14 protein-coding genes are annotated in these 15,894 nt (G+C 68.6%); all 14 read left to right on the forward strand.

The features are described from left to right. Entirely contained in the window at positions 1–441 is a 441-nt protein-coding gene (locus WD026_RS14530; protein ID WP_425724494.1) for a DsrE family protein, read from the forward strand. Continuing rightward, entirely contained in the window at positions 438–1,622 is a 1,185-nt protein-coding gene (locus tag WD026_RS14535; protein WP_425724377.1) for a class I SAM-dependent rRNA methyltransferase, read from the forward strand. The genes WD026_RS14530 and WD026_RS14535 overlap by 4 nt, the downstream gene beginning before the upstream one ends. 70 nt (positions 1,623–1,692) lie before the next feature. Then, the gene (locus tag WD026_RS14540; RefSeq protein ID WP_425724378.1) at positions 1,693–2,784 is read left to right on the forward strand and encodes a CobW family GTP-binding protein; all 1,092 of its coding nucleotides are present in this window, start codon (positions 1,693–1,695) and stop codon (positions 2,782–2,784) included. 590 nt (positions 2,785–3,374) lie between these two features. Beyond that, on the forward strand, positions 3,375–4,274 hold the full coding sequence (gene dksA / locus WD026_RS14545) for an RNA polymerase-binding protein DksA (protein ID WP_425724379.1): 900 nt from the start codon (positions 3,375–3,377) through the stop codon (positions 4,272–4,274). Positions 4,275–4,316: 42 nt separating this feature from the next. After that, positions 4,317–6,101 (forward strand): STAS domain-containing protein, encoded by a 1,785-nt coding sequence (locus tag WD026_RS14550; RefSeq protein WP_425724380.1) that lies wholly within the window; start codon positions 4,317–4,319, stop codon positions 6,099–6,101. Between the two features lie 115 nt (positions 6,102–6,216). Continuing rightward, entirely contained in the window at positions 6,217–6,765 is a 549-nt protein-coding gene (gene hslV, locus WD026_RS14555) for an ATP-dependent protease subunit HslV (protein WP_425724381.1), read from the forward strand. A 7-nt stretch (positions 6,766–6,772) separates the two neighbouring features. Then, positions 6,773–8,107 carry an ATP-dependent protease ATPase subunit HslU gene (gene hslU, locus WD026_RS14560; RefSeq protein ID WP_425724382.1) on the forward strand — a complete coding sequence of 445 codons (1,335 nt, stop codon included), beginning with the start codon at positions 6,773–6,775 and terminating at the stop codon, positions 8,105–8,107. Between the two features lie 269 nt (positions 8,108–8,376). Beyond that, on the forward strand, positions 8,377–8,802 hold the full coding sequence (mraZ, locus tag WD026_RS14565) for a division/cell wall cluster transcriptional repressor MraZ (protein ID WP_425724495.1): 426 nt from the start codon (positions 8,377–8,379) through the stop codon (positions 8,800–8,802). 8 nt (positions 8,803–8,810) lie between these two features. Continuing rightward, the gene (rsmH, locus tag WD026_RS14570; RefSeq protein WP_425724383.1) at positions 8,811–9,746 is read left to right on the forward strand and encodes a 16S rRNA (cytosine(1402)-N(4))-methyltransferase RsmH; all 936 of its coding nucleotides are present in this window, start codon (positions 8,811–8,813) and stop codon (positions 9,744–9,746) included. Next, entirely contained in the window at positions 9,743–10,039 is a 297-nt protein-coding gene (gene ftsL / locus WD026_RS14575) for a cell division protein FtsL (RefSeq protein WP_425724384.1), read from the forward strand. Before rsmH ends, ftsL begins: the two co-directional genes overlap by 4 nt. Then, complete coding sequence (locus tag WD026_RS14580) at positions 10,036–11,769, forward strand: peptidoglycan D,D-transpeptidase FtsI family protein (RefSeq protein WP_425724385.1); 1,734 nt, start codon at positions 10,036–10,038, stop codon at positions 11,767–11,769. Before ftsL ends, WD026_RS14580 begins: the two co-directional genes overlap by 4 nt. Further along, entirely contained in the window at positions 11,769–13,289 is a 1,521-nt protein-coding gene (locus tag WD026_RS14585) for a UDP-N-acetylmuramoyl-L-alanyl-D-glutamate--2,6-diaminopimelate ligase (RefSeq protein WP_425724386.1), read from the forward strand. Before WD026_RS14580 ends, WD026_RS14585 begins: the two co-directional genes overlap by 1 nt. Continuing rightward, on the forward strand, positions 13,286–14,725 hold the full coding sequence (locus WD026_RS14590; protein ID WP_425724387.1) for a UDP-N-acetylmuramoyl-tripeptide--D-alanyl-D-alanine ligase: 1,440 nt from the start codon (positions 13,286–13,288) through the stop codon (positions 14,723–14,725). The genes WD026_RS14585 and WD026_RS14590 overlap by 4 nt, the downstream gene beginning before the upstream one ends. Beyond that, entirely contained in the window at positions 14,715–15,893 is a 1,179-nt protein-coding gene (gene mraY / locus WD026_RS14595) for a phospho-N-acetylmuramoyl-pentapeptide-transferase (RefSeq protein WP_425724388.1), read from the forward strand. The genes WD026_RS14590 and mraY overlap by 11 nt, the downstream gene beginning before the upstream one ends. The last annotated feature ends 1 nt before the right edge of the window (position 15,894 follow it).

Genomic DNA, 15,894 nt, shown 5'->3' on the forward strand with positions numbered 1-15,894 from the left:
ATGCTGCGCCGCCGCCTGGCCGTCTTTGCCGTGGGCCTGACCGCCCTCCCGCTGGCCGCCCTGGCCCAGGCCCCCGCTGCCGACGCCCCCATCAAGGTGGTCTACCACCTGAGCGAGGGCATCCCCCAGGCCTCGCGCGCCATCGGCAACATCCGCAACCACCTCGCGGCCGACCCCAAGGCGCGCATCGTGGTGGTCACCCATGGCCTGGGCATCGACTTCCTGCTGCAGGGCGCCACCAACCAGATGGACCAGCCCTTCGCCGGCTCCATTGCCGACCTGGCCAACAAGGGCGTGGAGTTCCGGGTCTGCAACAACACCCTGGTGTCGCGCAAGATCGACGCCTCGAAGCTGGCCATGGAAGCCACCGTGGTGCCCTCCGGCGTGGCCGAAGTGGCCCGCCTGCAGGCCCGCGAAGGCTTCGTGTACCTGCGTCCATGAAGGTCATCCGACTCAAGCCGGGCAAAGAGCGTTCGCTGCTGCGCCGCCACCCCTGGGTGTTCGACGGCGCCATCGCCAAGGGCAGTGCCGACCCCGGCGAGACGGTGCGCGTGGACAGCCACGAGGGCCAGTTCCTGGCCTGGGGCGCGTGCTCGCCCGAGAGCCGCATCCGCGTGCGCGCCTGGAGCTTCGACCAGGCCACCCGCATCGACGCGGCCTTCTTCCGCAGCACCCTGCAACGCGCACTCGCCCTGCGCGAGCGCCTGGGCATTGCCAGCAACGGCGTGCGGCTGGTGCACGGCGAGTCCGACGGCCTGCCCGGGCTCATCGTCGACCGCTACGGCGACACCCTGGTGACCCAGTTCACCGCCTGCGGCGTGGAGCGCTGGAAGGACGTGATCGCCGATGCGCTGATCGAGCTCACCGGCTGCCCGCGCCTGTACGAGCGCTCGGACACCAGCAGCCGCGAGCTCGATGGCCTGAAACCCGCCACCGGCTGGCTGCGCGGCGACGGCCCGACCGCCTTCGAACTGGAAGAACACGGCTGGCGGCTGGGGCTGGACATCGCCCAGGGCCACAAGACCGGCTACTACCTGGACCAGCGTGACAGCCGCGGCATCTTCCGCGACCACGTGCAGCGCCTGGGCTGCCGCGAGGTGCTCAACTGCTTCAGCTACACCGGCGGCTTCAGCGTGGCCGCGCTGGCCGGCGGGGCAGGGCAGGTCACCTCCATCGATTCTTCCGGCCCGGCGCTGGCGCAGGCGGCGGCCAACGTGGCCCTCAATGGCTTCGATGCCGGCCGCTCCACATTGCTGGACGCCGACGTCAATGCCTCGCTGCGCCGTTTCCTGGACGAAGGCCGGCGTTTCGACGCCATCGTGCTCGACCCGCCCAAGCTGGCGCCCACGGCGGCCCATGCCGAACGCGCCGCGCGCGCCTACAAGGACCTCAACCGCCTGGGCCTGAAGCTGCTCAACCCGGGCGGCGTGCTGTTCACCTTCTCGTGTTCGGGCGGCATCGGGGTGGAGCTGTTCCACAAGATCGTGGCCTCGGCGGGTATCGACGCCGGGGTGGACGGTGCCATCCTGCAGCGCCTGGGCGGCGCGCCCGACCACCCCATGACGCTGGCCTTTCCCGAGGGCGAATACCTCAAGGGCCTGGTGGTGATGCGCCAGGCCTGATCCGGCCGTCACGGCACTGCACTACACTGCGGCGCCTCCCGATACCCACCCCTCTACCGGACCTGCTCCCATGGCCCTCATTCCCGCCACCATCCTCACCGGCTTCCTCGGCTCCGGCAAGACCACCCTGCTCAAGCGCGTGCTCTCCGAGGCCCATGGCCAGAAGATCGCCGTGGTGGAAAACGAGTTCGGCGAAGAGAACATCGACAACGAGATCCTGGTGGCCGACACCACCGAGAACATCATCCAGATGAGCAATGGCTGCATCTGCTGCACCATCCGCGACGACCTGCGTGCCACGCTGCAGGACCTGGCCCAGAAGAAGCGCAAGGGCGAGCTGGATTTCGAGCGCGTGGTGATCGAGACCACCGGCCTGGCCGACCCCGGCCCGGTGGCCCAGACCTTCTTCATGGACGACGAGGTGGCCGAGCAGTACCTGCTGGACTCCATCCTGACCCTGGTGGATGCCAAGCACGCGGCCCAGCAGCTCAACGACCGGCAGGAAGCGCGCCGCCAGGTGGGCTTTGCCGACCAGATCTTCATCAGCAAGGCCGATCTGGTCGAGCCGGCCGAGGTGGACGCCCTGATCCACCGCCTCAAACACATGAACCCGCGCGCTCCGATCCGCCCGGTGCATTTCGGCGAGGTCTCGCTCAAGGAAGTGTTCGACCTGCGCGGCTTCAACCTGAATGCCAAGCTGGAGATCGACCCCGACTTCCTCAAGGCCGACGACCACGACCACCATGACCACCACGATCATGGGCATGACCACCACGACCACGACCACGACCACGCGCATGGCGAGCACTGCAGCCACCCCTCGCACCAGCACGGCCACAGCCACGGGCACCACCACCACCACGACGACGATGTGAAGAGCTTCGTCTACCGGGCCACCCGGCCCTTCAGCCCCGAGAAGCTGGAAGACTTCCTGGGCGCCATCGTGCAGGTCTATGGCCCGCGCATGCTGCGCTACAAGGGCGTGCTGCACATGGAGGGCACCGACCGCAAGGTCATCTTCCAGGGCGTGCACCAGCTCATGGGCAGCGATCTGGGTCCGGTCTGGGCCGAGGGCGAGCAGCGCATGAGCAAGCTGGTGTTCATCGGCATCGACCTGCCGCGCGACATCCTGGAACAGGGGCTGGAGCAGAGCCTGGTCTGAGCCGGTGTCGTTCTTCCCCAACGTTGCGGGCCGGGCGCTTGCGCCCGTCAGCAGCCCGGACAGGGCCGTGGCTACAATCGCGCGGCCCAAGTTGGCGACCAGACCAATCTGCGGCCAGGGAACTGCCCTGCCGCAACCGGCATCACCCGGCTCCGCCCGGACGGACAGGCCGATGTGATGAGGGGGTATAACAGCGCACTGATCCGCCGACCCGGCCCTTTGCAGGGGCGGGCCGCCACAAGACCGATCCGTCCGAGCCCATCAGGAGACCCTCAGTGAAAGCCCCGGCATCGAAGGCAGCAAAGACTGGCAAGCCCACCACCAAGGGGGCTGCGGCGCGGACCTCTTCCGCCGCGCCGAAACCGAAGTCTGCTGCCAAGGCGCCGGTCAAGGCCGCCGCGAAGGCCGTCAAGGTGGCGCCGAAGCCGGCAGCCAAGACCGTGGCGAAGCCGGCGGCCAAGGCTCCGGTGTCCAAGGGCGCTGCCCGACCTGCTGCCAAAGCTGCCGCCAAGGCCTCGGTCAAGACATCCGCAAAACCGGCGGTCAAATCGGCGGTCAAATCCGCTGCAAAAACCGCCGCCAAACCGCCGGTGAAGGCACCCGCGAAGCAGGCGGCCAGACCGTCGGCCAAAGCGCCGGCCAAGGCTGCTGCCAAGGCAGCGGCCAAGCCGGTGGCCAAGGCACCTGCAAAGACGCCTGCAAAGACGCCCTCGGCCAAGGCCGCTCCCGCCAAGGCCGCACCGGTCAAGGCTGCGCCGACCAAGCCCGCAGCCAAGGCTGCGCCGGCCCAGCCGCCGGTCAGCTCTGCGGTCAAGGCATCCCCGGCACCGGCCGATAAGGTGCATGCTGCACCGAAGCCGGCAGCGGTCATCGAGCCGACCCCGCGCCCCCTGGGCAAGCGGGCTGCCAAGAAGGTCATGATGGAACAGATGACCCAGGCCGAAGTGGTGCCCACCCATGCTCCCGATGCGGCGAAAGCCACTTTTTCTCCAACGATTGCACGAGTCATGACGCCTCCCGTTCCTTCATCGATCCAGAAAGACCCCAAAAGGGCCAACAACTGGAAGACCCTGCCTGTCGAACAACTCACCGACCAGGACATCCAGGCCATGCCCGAGAGCGAGTACATGGGTGAAGTGCAGCTGGCCTTCTTCCGCCGCAAGCTGCAGCAGCTCAAGGCCGACATGCTGGCCAATGCCGGTGAGACCACCGAGCACCTGCGCGAGGACACCGTGGTGGTGCCCGATCCCGCCGACCGCGCCACCATCGAGGAAGAGCACGCCCTGGAGCTGCGCACCCGCGACCGCGAGCGCAAGCTGCTCAAGAAGATCGAGCAGGCCATTGCCCGCATCGATGCCGGCGACTATGGTTACTGCGAAGAGACCGGCGAGCCCATCGGTGTGGCCCGCCTGATGGCCCGCCCCACCGCCAGCCTGTCGCTCGAAGCGCAGCAGCGCCGCGAGCTCAAGCAGAAGATGTTCGGGGACTGACGCGCAGGCGTCCCGTTCCACACCCATCCGGCACACCCATCCATGGCCAAGGACGACTCCGGCGGATTCCTGTCGAAAGTGGTGAAGTTCGTGCGTCATCCGACCACGAGCTGGGCCGACCTCGACACCCGCGAGGTCGATCGCGAGAGCGAGTACAGCAAGGCGGCGCTCAAGGAGATGATCGAGCGCAAGCGCCGCAACGATTTCGTGCGCAAGCGAGAGTTCGACATGCTGCGCAAGATCCGCAGCCGCGAAGGCACGCCGGGCGAGGCCCAGGGCGTGCGTCCGTCCTTCTTCCAGAGCAGCCTGCCGTCCCGCCCGGACGATCGGGCCATGACGCTGAAGAAGATCGACGAGATCGAGGCCCAGATGTCCATGCAGTGGTGGAAGACCAAGGGGCCCGATTCGGCGGTGAGCACGGGTGGCGCCCCGGGCGCGTCCATGCAGGACCGGCTCACCTCCCAGCAGCGGGCCGACCTGCCCACCGAGCCGGCCGGGCTGCAGTCGCCCCGGGTCACGTCGCGGCCCTTGCCGCGCATGGAAACCCAGCCGGCCACCACCGTGCCCATGGCCCTGACCGGCGCCACGCCGACGGCGCCCGACAAGCTGCAGGGTGCCTCGGTGAAGACCGGTCTGGTGATGCCGGTGGGCGACGGCGGTGCGCCTTCGGCCCAGGGCTCGTCCTTCTCGGCGTCGCGTTTCTATGCCCTGGAAGTGCAGGAGGTGGCGCAGGACCCCGAGGTGGAAGAGGCCGCCATCCGCTTTGCCAACGGTGACGACGCCGGTGCCGAGCAGGGCCTGATGGACATGATCATCGACGGCAGTCCCAAAGCCGACGACATGGCCAGCTGGCTGACCATCTTCGACTTCTACCGGGCCACCGGCCAGGTGGCGCCTTACGAGAGCCGCGCCGTCGACTTCACCACCCGTTTCCACCGTTCGCCGCCGCAGTGGTACGACATGCCGGGTGCCGTGGCCGCCATGTCCGGCAAGGAAGCATCCGATGTGGCCTCGGCCAATGTCCGGGCGCACTGGGTCAGCGAGGTCGAGCTCGACGCCTACTCCGTCGGCACCCTGCAGAACGTGCTGCAGCGGGCCGCCTCGCCCTGGGTGATCGACTGGTCGCCCCTGCGCAGCCTGGACCAGAAGGCCGCCCGCGCGCTGCTGGGCATCTTCACCCTGTGGGGCGACCAGCCGGTGGAGCTGCGCTTCATCGGCGCCCATGCCCTGCGCGACTGCCTGCGCGACATGACGCCGGCCGGCCGCCGCGACGTGGAGCAGCTCTGGTGGGAGCTGCGCATGGCGGCACTGCGGGTCATGAACCGGGCCGACGAGTTCGAGCTCACCGCGCTGGATTTCTGCGTCACCTACGAGGTGTCGCCCCCGGGCTGGGAACGCCCGCGTTGCCGGTTCCAGCAACAGCAGGGCGAGCCGGGATCGCCCGATGTGGACCAGTCGGTGCTGGGCGAGTCGGTGCTGGAGCCGCTGAACTCCACGCTGAGCGGCGAGTCCTCCACGCTGGGCAACACGCTGGCCGGCGGGGGGCAGCTGGGCATGGTGGAGCTCTCGGGCGAGGTGCGCGGCGATCCCCAGGCCACGCTGGATGCGCTGGAGGACCGGCTGGCCGGTGCCGACGTGCTCATCATTTCCTGCCGCAACCTGATCCGGGTGGATTTCTCCGCCGCCGGCACGCTGCTCAACTGGGTCTCGCGCCACCATGCCGAAGGCCGCCTGGTGCAGTTCGTGGACGTGCACCGCCTGGTGTCGGCCTTCTTCCACGTCATCGGCATCACCGAGTACGCCAAGGTCGTGCTGCGCACCGACTGAGGCCGTGCCGCCCGCCAGGGCGGCTTCACGTTCTGTTGCATCGGCCGGCCTGCCCGGGGGTTGATACCCCCGACGGTGGCACCATCTGCCCATCTCCCTTCATTTCCGGACCGCCATGGAATCGTTTCACGGAACCACCATCGTCAGCGTGCGCCGCCAGACCCCTCAGGGGGTGCAGGTGGCCATCGGTGGCGACGGGCAGGTGACCCTGGGTCACATCGTCGTCAAGGGCACGGCCCGCAAGGTGCGCAAGCTCTACCACGGCAAGGTGCTGGCCGGCTTTGCCGGTGCCACCGCTGATGCCTTCACCCTGTTCGAGCGTTTCGAGGCCAAGCTGGAGAAGCACCAGGGCCACCTGGCCCGCGCGGCCATCGAGCTCACCCGCGACTGGCGCACCGACCGCGTGCTGCGCCGCCTGGAGGCCATGCTGGCCGTGGCCGACCTGAGCGCCAGCCTGATCATCACCGGCAACGGCGACGTGCTGGAACCCGAGCACGGCATCGTGGCCATCGGCTCCGGCGGCGCCTACGCCCAGGCTGCCGCCAAGGCGCTGATCGACCACACCGAACTCAGCGCCGAACAGGTGGTCCGACAGTCGCTGGCGATTGCCGGCGAGCTGTGCATCTACACCAACATGAACCACACCATAGAAACGCTGGGGTGAACCAGGCATGTCCTCCATGACTCCCCAGGAAATCGTCTCCGAACTCGACCGCTTCATCATCGGCCAGAAGGGCGCCAAGCGCGCCGTGGCCATTGCCTTGCGCAACCGCTGGCGCCGCCAGCAGGTGGACGAGAAGCTGCGGCCGGAGATCACGCCCAAGAACATCCTCATGATCGGCCCCACCGGCGTGGGCAAGACCGAGATCGCGCGCCGTCTGGCCAAACTGGCCGATGCGCCCTTCATCAAGGTCGAGGCCACCAAGTTCACCGAGGTGGGCTATGTGGGCAAGGACGTGGACAGCATCATCCGCGACCTGGCCGAGGTGGCCGTCAAGCAGGCCCGCGAGGTCGCCATGCGCCAGCACCGCACCCGCGCCGAAGACGCGGCCGAGGAGCGCATCCTCGACATCCTGATCCCGCCGCCGCGCTCCATCGGCTTCGAGCCCGCAGCGCCCGCCACCGATGGCGCCGCCCGCCAGGCCTTCCGCAAGAAGCTGCGCGAAGGCCTGCTGGATGACCGCGAGATCGAACTGGAGGTGGCCGATGCCTTGCCCGCCATGGAGGTCATGGGGCCGGCCGGCATGGAGGCCATGGCCGACCAGCTCAAGGGCCTGTTCAGCCAGATCGGTGCCGGGCGCAAGAAGACGCGCCGCCTGAAGATCGCCGAGGCCATGAAGCTGCTGGTGGACGAAGAGGCCGCCAAGCTGGTCAACGAAGACGAGATCCGCAGCAGTGCCCTGCACAACGCCGAGCAGAACGGCATCGTCTTCATCGACGAGATCGACAAGGTCACCAGCCGCAGCGACGGCGGCAGCACGGCCGAGGTGTCGCGCCAGGGCGTGCAGCGCGACCTGCTGCCGCTGGTGGAGGGCACGGCCGTGTCCACCAAGTACGGCGTGATCCGCACCGACCACATCCTGTTCATCGCCAGCGGCGCCTTCCACCTGGCCCGCCCCAGCGACCTGATCCCGGAGCTGCAGGGCCGTTTCCCGATCCGGGTGGAGCTGCAGTCGCTGTCGGTGGCCGACTTCGAGGCCATCCTGACCCAGACCCATGCCTCGCTGGTGCGCCAGTACCAGGCCCTGCTGGCCACCGAGGGGGTGACGCTGTCCTTCACGCCGGACGGCATCCACCGGCTGGCGCAGATCGCCTTCGAGGTCAACGAGCGCACCGAGAACATCGGCGCGCGGCGTCTGTCCACCGTCATGGAGCACCTGCTGGACGAGGTCAGCTTCGATGCGGTGCGCCTGGAAGGGCAGACGCTGCAGATCGACGCGGCCTATGTGGATGGCCGGCTGGGCGAGCTCAGCCGCAACGAGGATCTGTCCCGCTACATCCTTTGACCGCCAGCGGCCTGCCGCAGGTCGCCGATCGGCCCTCAGAACGCCTCCGATACCCGGGGGCGTTTTGTTTTGAAGCATCACTTTCAGTGGCTTTTGTAAGTGCTTGCTTTTGATGTGTTTTTTGGCTTCAGGAGTCTTGCAAAACCGCGCTAAGTGGTTGATTTCATTGAAAAAAAGTGTAGAGCCCCCGTTGCGCGCCCGCCTTTTCCTGCTACAGTGGAAAAAAGTGCAATTAAGTGGTGAAAAGTGTCTTTCAAGGGCTGAACACGGTGTTCCAGGGTGCTTCCTCGCTGAGTCTCGATGCCAAGGGTCGGCTGTCCGTGCCGACCCGGCACCGTGACGCCCTGGGCGCGGCCGGCGGACAGCTGACCATCACCAAGCACCCGCACGGCTGCCTCATGGTCTTTCCGCGCGCCGAGTGGGAAGACTTCCGCACCCGCATCGCTGCCCTGCCCATGCAGGCCCAGTGGTGGAAGCGCATCTTCCTGGGCAACGCCATGGACGTGGAGATGGATGCTTCCGGCCGCGTGCTGGTCTCGCCCGAGCTGCGTGCCGCCGCCGGCATCGAGAAGGATGCGGTGCTGCTGGGCATGGGTGCCTATTTCGAGTTGTGGGACGCCCAGGCCTACGCCGCCCAGGAGGCCGAGGCCATGAAGGGCGAGATGCCCGACGTGTTCAAGGACTTCTCGTTCTGAGGCCGGCAGTGCAAGGCACCTGGACCCACCAGACCGTCCTGCTGCAGGAAGCGGTGCAGGCCCTGGCCATCCGGCCGGACGGCCACTACGTGGACGCCACCTTCGGCCGCGGCGGTCACAGCCGCCTGATCCTGGAACAGCTGTCGCCGGCCGGCCGGCTCACCGTGTTCGACAAGGACCCGCAGGCCATCGCGGTGGCGCAGGCGCTGGCCCATGCCGACACCCGACTGACCGTGCGGCACGAGGGCTTCCGGCACCTGGGGCAACTGGGGAGCGGCGTGGCCGATGGCGTGCTGATGGACCTGGGTGTCAGCTCCCCTCAGATCGACGACCCCGAACGGGGTTTTTCTTTTCGCAACGACGGCCCGCTGGACATGCGCATGGACACCACGCGCGGACAGAGCGTGGCCCAGTGGCTGGAAACGGCCGATGTTTCAACCCTGTCGGAGGTCATCCGTGAATACGGCGAAGAACGGTTTGCTCAACCGATTGCAAAGGCGATTGATCGTCGCCGACAGGAACGGGGCCCTTTTCGAACCACCGCCGAGCTGGCCGAAGTCGTGGCTGGCGCGGTCAAAACCCGCGAGCCGGGCAAGGACCCTGCAACGCGCACATTTCAGGCTTTTCGGATTTTCATCAACGCCGAGCTTGAAGAGCTGCAACAAGCGCTAGAGGCCAGCCTGTCGGTGCTCAAGGCCGGGGGGCGGCTGGTGGTCATCAGCTTCCATTCGCTGGAAGACCGCATCGTCAAGCAGTTCATGGCCGCGCATTCGCGTGCCGTGTACGACCGCCGCGCCCCGTTTGCCGAACCGCAGCCCATGCGGCTGGCCGATGCGCAGCGTGTCATGCCCTCGGCTGCCGAGGTGGCGGCCAACCCGCGTTCGCGCAGCGCCGTCATGCGCGTGGCCACCCGCACCGAGGTGCCGGCGGAGGTGGCCGCATGATCCGCCTGAACCTGGTCCTGCTGGTGGCGGTGCTGGCCAGCGCCTTCTACCTGGTGCACACCCAGTACGAGTCGCGCCGCCTGTACACCGCCATCGACCGCGCCCAGGCCCAGTCGCGCAAGCTCGAATCCGAGCACGAACAGCTGCAGGTGCAGAAGCGCGCCCAGGCCACGCCGTCGCGGGTGCAGCAGCTGGCCACCCGCCAGCTCGACATGCGGCCGGTCACGCCGGGCATCACCGAGTACGTGGTGCTGCCGGCGTCGGCCACCACCCCTGCGGAGCCGACCCGATGAGCCGCAGCATCAACTACACCTCCAGCCCGCTGCTGGCCAGCAAGACGCCGGTGTGGCGCAGCAAGTTCATCGTGGCCTGTCTGGCCCTGGCCTTTGCCGGGCTGGCGGGCCGTGCCGCCTATGTGCAGGTGTTCGGCAACGAGTTCTTCCAGCGCCAGGGCGAGGTGCGCTTCGCCCGCACCCTGGAGCTGCCGGCCAACCGCGGCAAGGTGCTGGACCGCAACGGCCTGATCCTGGCCTCCAGCGTGGTGGCGCAGAGCATCTGGGCGATTCCGGAAGACGTCGACAAGAACGATCCCAAGCTGGCCAAGCTGGCCAGGCTGCTGGACATGCCGCTGCCCGAGCTGCGCCGCAAGCTGGCCAACGAGGACAAGACCTTCGTGTGGGTGCAGCGCCAGGTGGACGAGCCGGTGGCCCGGCAGATCGCCGCACTGGAGATCAAGGGCATCTACCAGCGCCGCGAGTACAAGCGCGAGTACCCCGAAGGCGAGGCCGCCGCCCATGTGGTGGGCTTCACCAATGTGGAAGACCGGGGCCAGGAAGGCGTGGAGCTGACCTTCAACGAGCAGCTGTCGGGCCGCAACGGCTCGCGCCGCGTCATCAAGGACCGGCTGGGCCGCGTGGTGGAAGACGTGCGCGACGTGGTGCCGCCTGTGGACGGCAAGGACCTGCAGCTGTCCATCGACAGCAAGGTGCAGTTCTTCGCCTACCAGAAGCTCAAGGACGCGGTGCAGGCGCACAAGGCCAAGGCCGGCAGCGTGGTGGTCATCGACACCATCACCGGCGAGGTGCTGGCCCTGGCCAACTACCCCAGCTACAACCCCAACCGCCGCCGCAACCTCACCGGCGAGCAGCTGCGCAACCGGGTGCTCACCGACAGCTTCGAGCCGGGCTCGATCATGAAGCCCTTCATTGCCGCACTGGCGCTGGAGAAGGGCCTGGTCCGTCCCGAGACCCCGATCAACACCGCGCCGGGCCGCATCACCATCGGCGGCTCCACCATCAGCGACAGCCATCCCAACGATGTGCTGACCGTCAACGAGGTGATCCAGAAGTCGAGCAACGTGGGCACGGTCAAGATGGCCATGCAGATGAGTCCCCGCGAGATGTGGGAGACCTATGCCCAGGCCGGCTTCGGCCAGAAGCCGGTGGTGCCCTTCCCCGGCGCCGTGTCCGGCCGGCTGCGCCCCTACAAGACCTGGCGCCCCATCGAGCAGGCCACCATGAGCTACGGCTACGGCCTCTCGGCTTCGCTGTTCCAGCTGGCCCAGTCCTACACCGTGTTCGCCCGCGACGGCGAGCTGGTGCCGGTCACCCTGCTCAAGACCGACCAGCCCGCCACCGGCGTGCGCGTGTTCAGCGAGAAGAACGCGCAGGCCGTGCGCCACATGCTGGCGCTGGCCACCAGCGCGGGTGGCACTGCCGTCAAGGCCCAGACCATCGGCTATTCGGTGGGTGGCAAGACCGGCACCGCCCGCAAGCAGGAGGGCAAGGGCTACGCCGAGAAGAAGTACCGCGCCTGGTTCGTGGGGCTGGCCCCGGTCGAGAAGCCGCGGATCGTGGTGGCGGTGATGGTCGATGAACCCAACAACGGCGTGTACTACGGCGGCCTGGTGGCCGCTCCGGTGTTTTCCGAGACGGTGCAGCAGACGCTGCGCATCATGGGCGTGCAGCCCGACATGAGCGTGAAGCCGCAGATCGTCACCGAGGTGGTGGAGGAGTCGTTCTGATGATCCAGACGCTGCCCCAGCCCGACGCCGTGGCCCGCTGGCTGCATGCCACCGTGACCGGCACGCTGCGCTGCGACAGCCGCCAGCTGCAGCCCGGTGACGGCTTCATCGCCTGGCCCGGTGCGGCCACCGATGGCCGCCGCTTTGTCGCCGGCGCCCTGGCCGCCGGTGCCGCCGCCGCCGTGGTGGAGCGCGACGGTCTGGAAGCTTTCGATCTGAACGACGGTCGCGTGCTGGCCGTGCCCGGCCTCAAGGCCCAGGCCGGCGCCGTGGCCGCCGCCTTCTTCGGCCATCCCTCCCAGCAGCTCGACATGGTGGCCTTTACCGGCACCAACGGCAAGACCTCGAGTGCCTGGTGGATGGCCCAGCTGCTCGACGCCTGCGACCGCCCGTGTGGTCTGGTGGGCACCCTGGGCATCGGACGTCCCGGCCGCAGCGTGGTGCCCACCGGCCTCACCACCCCCGATCCGGTGCAGCTGCAGCGCAGCCTGCGGACCTTCGTGGACGAGGGGCTGCAGGCCTGCGCCATCGAGGCCTCGTCCATCGGGCTGGTCGAGCAGCGCCTGGACGCGGCCCGCATCGGTGTGGCGGTGTTCACCAACTTCACCCGCGACCACCTCGACTTCCACGGCAGCATGCAGGCCTACTGGGCCGCCAAGGCCCGGCTGTTCGACTGGCCCGGTCTGCAATCCGCCGTGGTGAATGTGGACGACCCGCACGGTCGCGAACTGGCCGCACGCCTGTCGCAACGGGCATCGGCCGACCCGGCAGCGCCCGAGGTATGGACCGTGGCCATCGACGCACCGGCACGCCTGCGCGCCGAGCGGGTGCAGCTCACGCGCAGCGGGCTGGCTTTCGATGTGATCGAACGTCTGCCCCACGGCGCCGACAGCCCGGCCCTGCGGGTGGCACTGCCGGTGGTGGGCCGCTACAACGTGCACAACCTGCTGGGTGTGCTGGCGGCGGCACGCGCGCTGGACGTGCCGCTGGGCCAGGCCGTGGCCGCCTGTGCCGCGCTGAGCGCCGTGCCGGGCCGCATGGAGCAGGCGCCGTGTGCCGACAACGAGCCCCTGGTGCTGGTGGACTATGCCCACACGCCCGACGCGCTGGAGAAAGCCCTGCAGGCGGTGCAGCCGCTGGCGGCCCACCGGGGCGGTGCCCTGTGGGTGGTGGTGGGTTGCGGTGGCGACCGCGACGCCACCAAGCGCCCCCTCATGGCGGCCGTGGCCTGCCAGCAGGCGAGCCGCGTGGTGCTGACCAGCGACAACCCGCGCAGCGAGGAGCCCGCCGCCATCCTGCGCCAGATGCAGGCCGGTGTGCCCGCCGGCCATGCGATCGACGTGATCGAGCTCCGCGCAGAGGCCATTGCCCACGCGGTGCAGACCGCAGCCCCGGCCGACGTGGTGCTGATCGCCGGCAAGGGCCATGAGGACTACCAGGAGATCCGGGGCGTCAGGCACCCGTTCTCCGATCTGCAGCAGGCGACCCTGGCCCTGGCTGCGCGCGAGGTGACCCGATGAAGTCGCTGGCCGAACTCCTGCCCCTGCTCAGTGGTGCCCGTGCCGTGGGCCGCATGGCCCAGCCGGTGCTGCGCGTGCACACCGACACCCGCAGCCTGCAGGCCGGCGACCTGTTCGTGGCGCTCCAGGGGGAGCGCTTCGACGCCCACGATTTCCTGCCCCAGGCCGCTGCCGCCGGGGCCGTGGCCGCGCTGGCCGAGCGGGGCCTGGCCGAGGCCGGTCTGCCCGGTGTGGAAGTGCCCGACAGCCATGCCGCGCTGATGGAGCTGGCCGCCCGCTGGCGCAGCCAGTTCGCCATGCCGCTGGTGGCCGTGACCGGCAGCAACGGCAAGACCACCGTGACCCAGATGGTGGCCAGCATCCTGCGTGCTGCGGTGGGCGGCGACGGCAGCCAGGCCCATGCCACCCAGGGCAACTTCAACAACGACATCGGCGTGCCGCTGACCCTGCTGCGCCTGCGCGCCCAGCACCGCCTCTCGGTGGTGGAGCTGGGCATGAACCACCCCGGCGAGATCGAGCGCCTGGCCTGCATGGCCGCACCCACCGTGGCCCTGGTCAACAACGCGCAGCGCGAGCACCAGGAGTTCATGGCCACGGTGGAAGCCGTGGCCCGCGAGAACGGCCAGGTCATCCGCGCCCTGGGCGTGGACGGCACCGCGGTCTTCCCCAGCGACGACACCTACACCCCGCTGTGGCAGGAAATGGCCACCGGCCTGCGCACCCTGACCTTCAGCGACACCGACACCCGGGCCGACGTGCATGCCCTGGCCGCCCGCTGGGAGGGGCAGTGCTGGTTCGTGCACCTGCACACCCCGGCGGGCGACGCCGGTGTGCGGCTGGGCATTGCCGGCCGCCACAACGTGCGCAACGCGCTGGCCGCCACCGCCTGTGCCCTGGCAGCCGGTGTCGGCCTGCCGGCCGTGGTGCAGGGTCTGCAGAACTTCGAGCCGGTGGGCGGGCGTTCGCGCACCCTGGGCCTGAACATCAGCGGCCGTCCGGTCACGCTGGTGGACGACACCTACAACGCCAACCCCGACTCGGTGCGTGCCGCCATCGATGTGCTGGCCGAACTGCCGGGCCCGCACCTGCTGGTGCTGGGCGACATGGGCGAGGTGGGCGACCAGGGTCTGGCCTTCCACCTGGAGGTGCTGCGGCACGCCACCGCGCGCGGCCTGCGCACGGTGCACGTGGCCGGCACCCACATGGCCAATGCCACCGCCGCGCTGAATGCCGGCGGCGAACCCGCCCCCCGCCACTGGACCGACGTGGCCGAACTGGCCACCGCCATGGCCGGTGTGGTCACCTGCACCGAGGCGCCGCTGCGCAGCGTCCTGATCAAGGGCTCGCGCTTCATGCGCATGGAGCGCGTGGTGCAGGCCATCGCCGCGCTCGATCCCGCCTCATCCCAACCGAAGGATTCCTCCCATGCTGCCTAGCCTGGCCCTCTGGCTGCAAGGCCTGCACCCCGACCTGAGCTTCCTGCGGGTGTTCCAGTACCTCACCTTCCGGGCGGTCATGGCCTCCATGACGGCGCTGCTGGTGGGTCTGGCGGCCGGGCCGTACTTCATCCGCCGGCTGGCCGCTCTCAAGATCGGTCAGCCGATCCGCGAATACGCCATGCAGACGCACCTGAGCAAGGGCGGCACGCCCACCATGGGCGGCGTGCTCATCCTGTTCTCGATTGCCCTGTCCACGCTGCTATGGTTCAACTGGAGCAACCGCTTCGTGTGGATCGTGCTGATCGTCACCCTGGGCTTCGGTGCCATCGGCTGGGTGGACGACTGGCGCAAGGTGGTCCACAAGGACCCCGAGGGCATGCGTTCGCGCGAGAAGTACTTCTGGCAGTCGGTCATCGGTCTGGTGGCGGCCTTCTACCTGGTGTTTGCCGTCTCCGAGACCAGCAACACCCGGGTGCTGGAGCTGTTCGTGGCCTGGGTCAGCTCGGGCTTCACCGTCGACCTGCCGCCGCAGTCCGGCCTGCTGGTGCCCTTCTTCAAGGAGATCAGCTACCCCCTGGGCGTGGCTGGCTTCGTGGTCATGACCTACCTGGTCATCGTGGGGTCGAGCAACGCGGTCAACCTCACCGACGGCCTGGACGGCCTGGCCATCATGCCGGTGGTGATGGTGGGCTCGGCCCTGGGCGTGTTCGCCTATGTCACCGGCAATGCGGTGTTCGCGCCCTACCTGCTGCTGCCGCACATTCCGGGCGCCGGTGAACTGCTCATCTTCTGCGGTGCCATGGCCGGTGCCGGCCTGGCCTTCCTGTGGTTCAACACCCACCCGGCCCAGGTCTTCATGGGCGACGTGGGTGCGCTGGCCCTGGGCGGTGCGCTGGGGACGATTGCCGTCATCGTGCGGCAGGAAATCGTGCTGGCCATCATGGGCGGCATCTTCGTGGTCGAGGCCCTGTCGGTCATGCTGCAGGTGACCTGGTTCAAGTACACCCGCAAGCGTTATGGCACCGGCCGCCGCCTGTTCCAGATGGCGCCGCTGCACCACCACTTCGAGAAGACCGGCTGGAAGGAGACCCAGGTCGTGGTCCGCTTCTGGATCATCACCATGCTGCTGTGCCTGGTCGGTCTGTCCACCCTCAAGCTGCGCTGAG

Origin of the sequence: Hydrogenophaga sp. R2 (assembly GCF_049843595.1) — a bacterium.
GTDB lineage: Bacteria > Pseudomonadota > Gammaproteobacteria > Burkholderiales > Burkholderiaceae_C > Hydrogenophaga.

Coding starts and splice junctions, on each gene's coding strand:
- WD026_RS14530 (WP_425724494.1), top strand. CDS start 1: ATGCTGCGCCGCCGCCTGGCCGTCTTTGCCGTGGGCCTGACCGCCCTC.
- hslU (WP_425724382.1), top strand. CDS start 6,773: ATGTCCTCCATGACTCCCCAGGAAATCGTCTCCGAACTCGACCGCTTC.
- WD026_RS14590 (WP_425724387.1), top strand. CDS start 13,286: ATGAAGTCGCTGGCCGAACTCCTGCCCCTGCTCAGTGGTGCCCGTGCC.
- ftsL (WP_425724384.1), top strand. CDS start 9,743: ATGATCCGCCTGAACCTGGTCCTGCTGGTGGCGGTGCTGGCCAGCGCC.
- WD026_RS14540 (WP_425724378.1), top strand. CDS start 1,693: ATGGCCCTCATTCCCGCCACCATCCTCACCGGCTTCCTCGGCTCCGGC.
- WD026_RS14550 (WP_425724380.1), top strand. CDS start 4,317: ATGGCCAAGGACGACTCCGGCGGATTCCTGTCGAAAGTGGTGAAGTTC.
- WD026_RS14580 (WP_425724385.1), top strand. CDS start 10,036: ATGAGCCGCAGCATCAACTACACCTCCAGCCCGCTGCTGGCCAGCAAG.
- hslV (WP_425724381.1), top strand. CDS start 6,217: ATGGAATCGTTTCACGGAACCACCATCGTCAGCGTGCGCCGCCAGACC.
- WD026_RS14535 (WP_425724377.1), top strand. CDS start 438: ATGAAGGTCATCCGACTCAAGCCGGGCAAAGAGCGTTCGCTGCTGCGC.
- WD026_RS14585 (WP_425724386.1), top strand. CDS start 11,769: ATGATCCAGACGCTGCCCCAGCCCGACGCCGTGGCCCGCTGGCTGCAT.
- mraY (WP_425724388.1), top strand. CDS start 14,715: ATGCTGCCTAGCCTGGCCCTCTGGCTGCAAGGCCTGCACCCCGACCTG.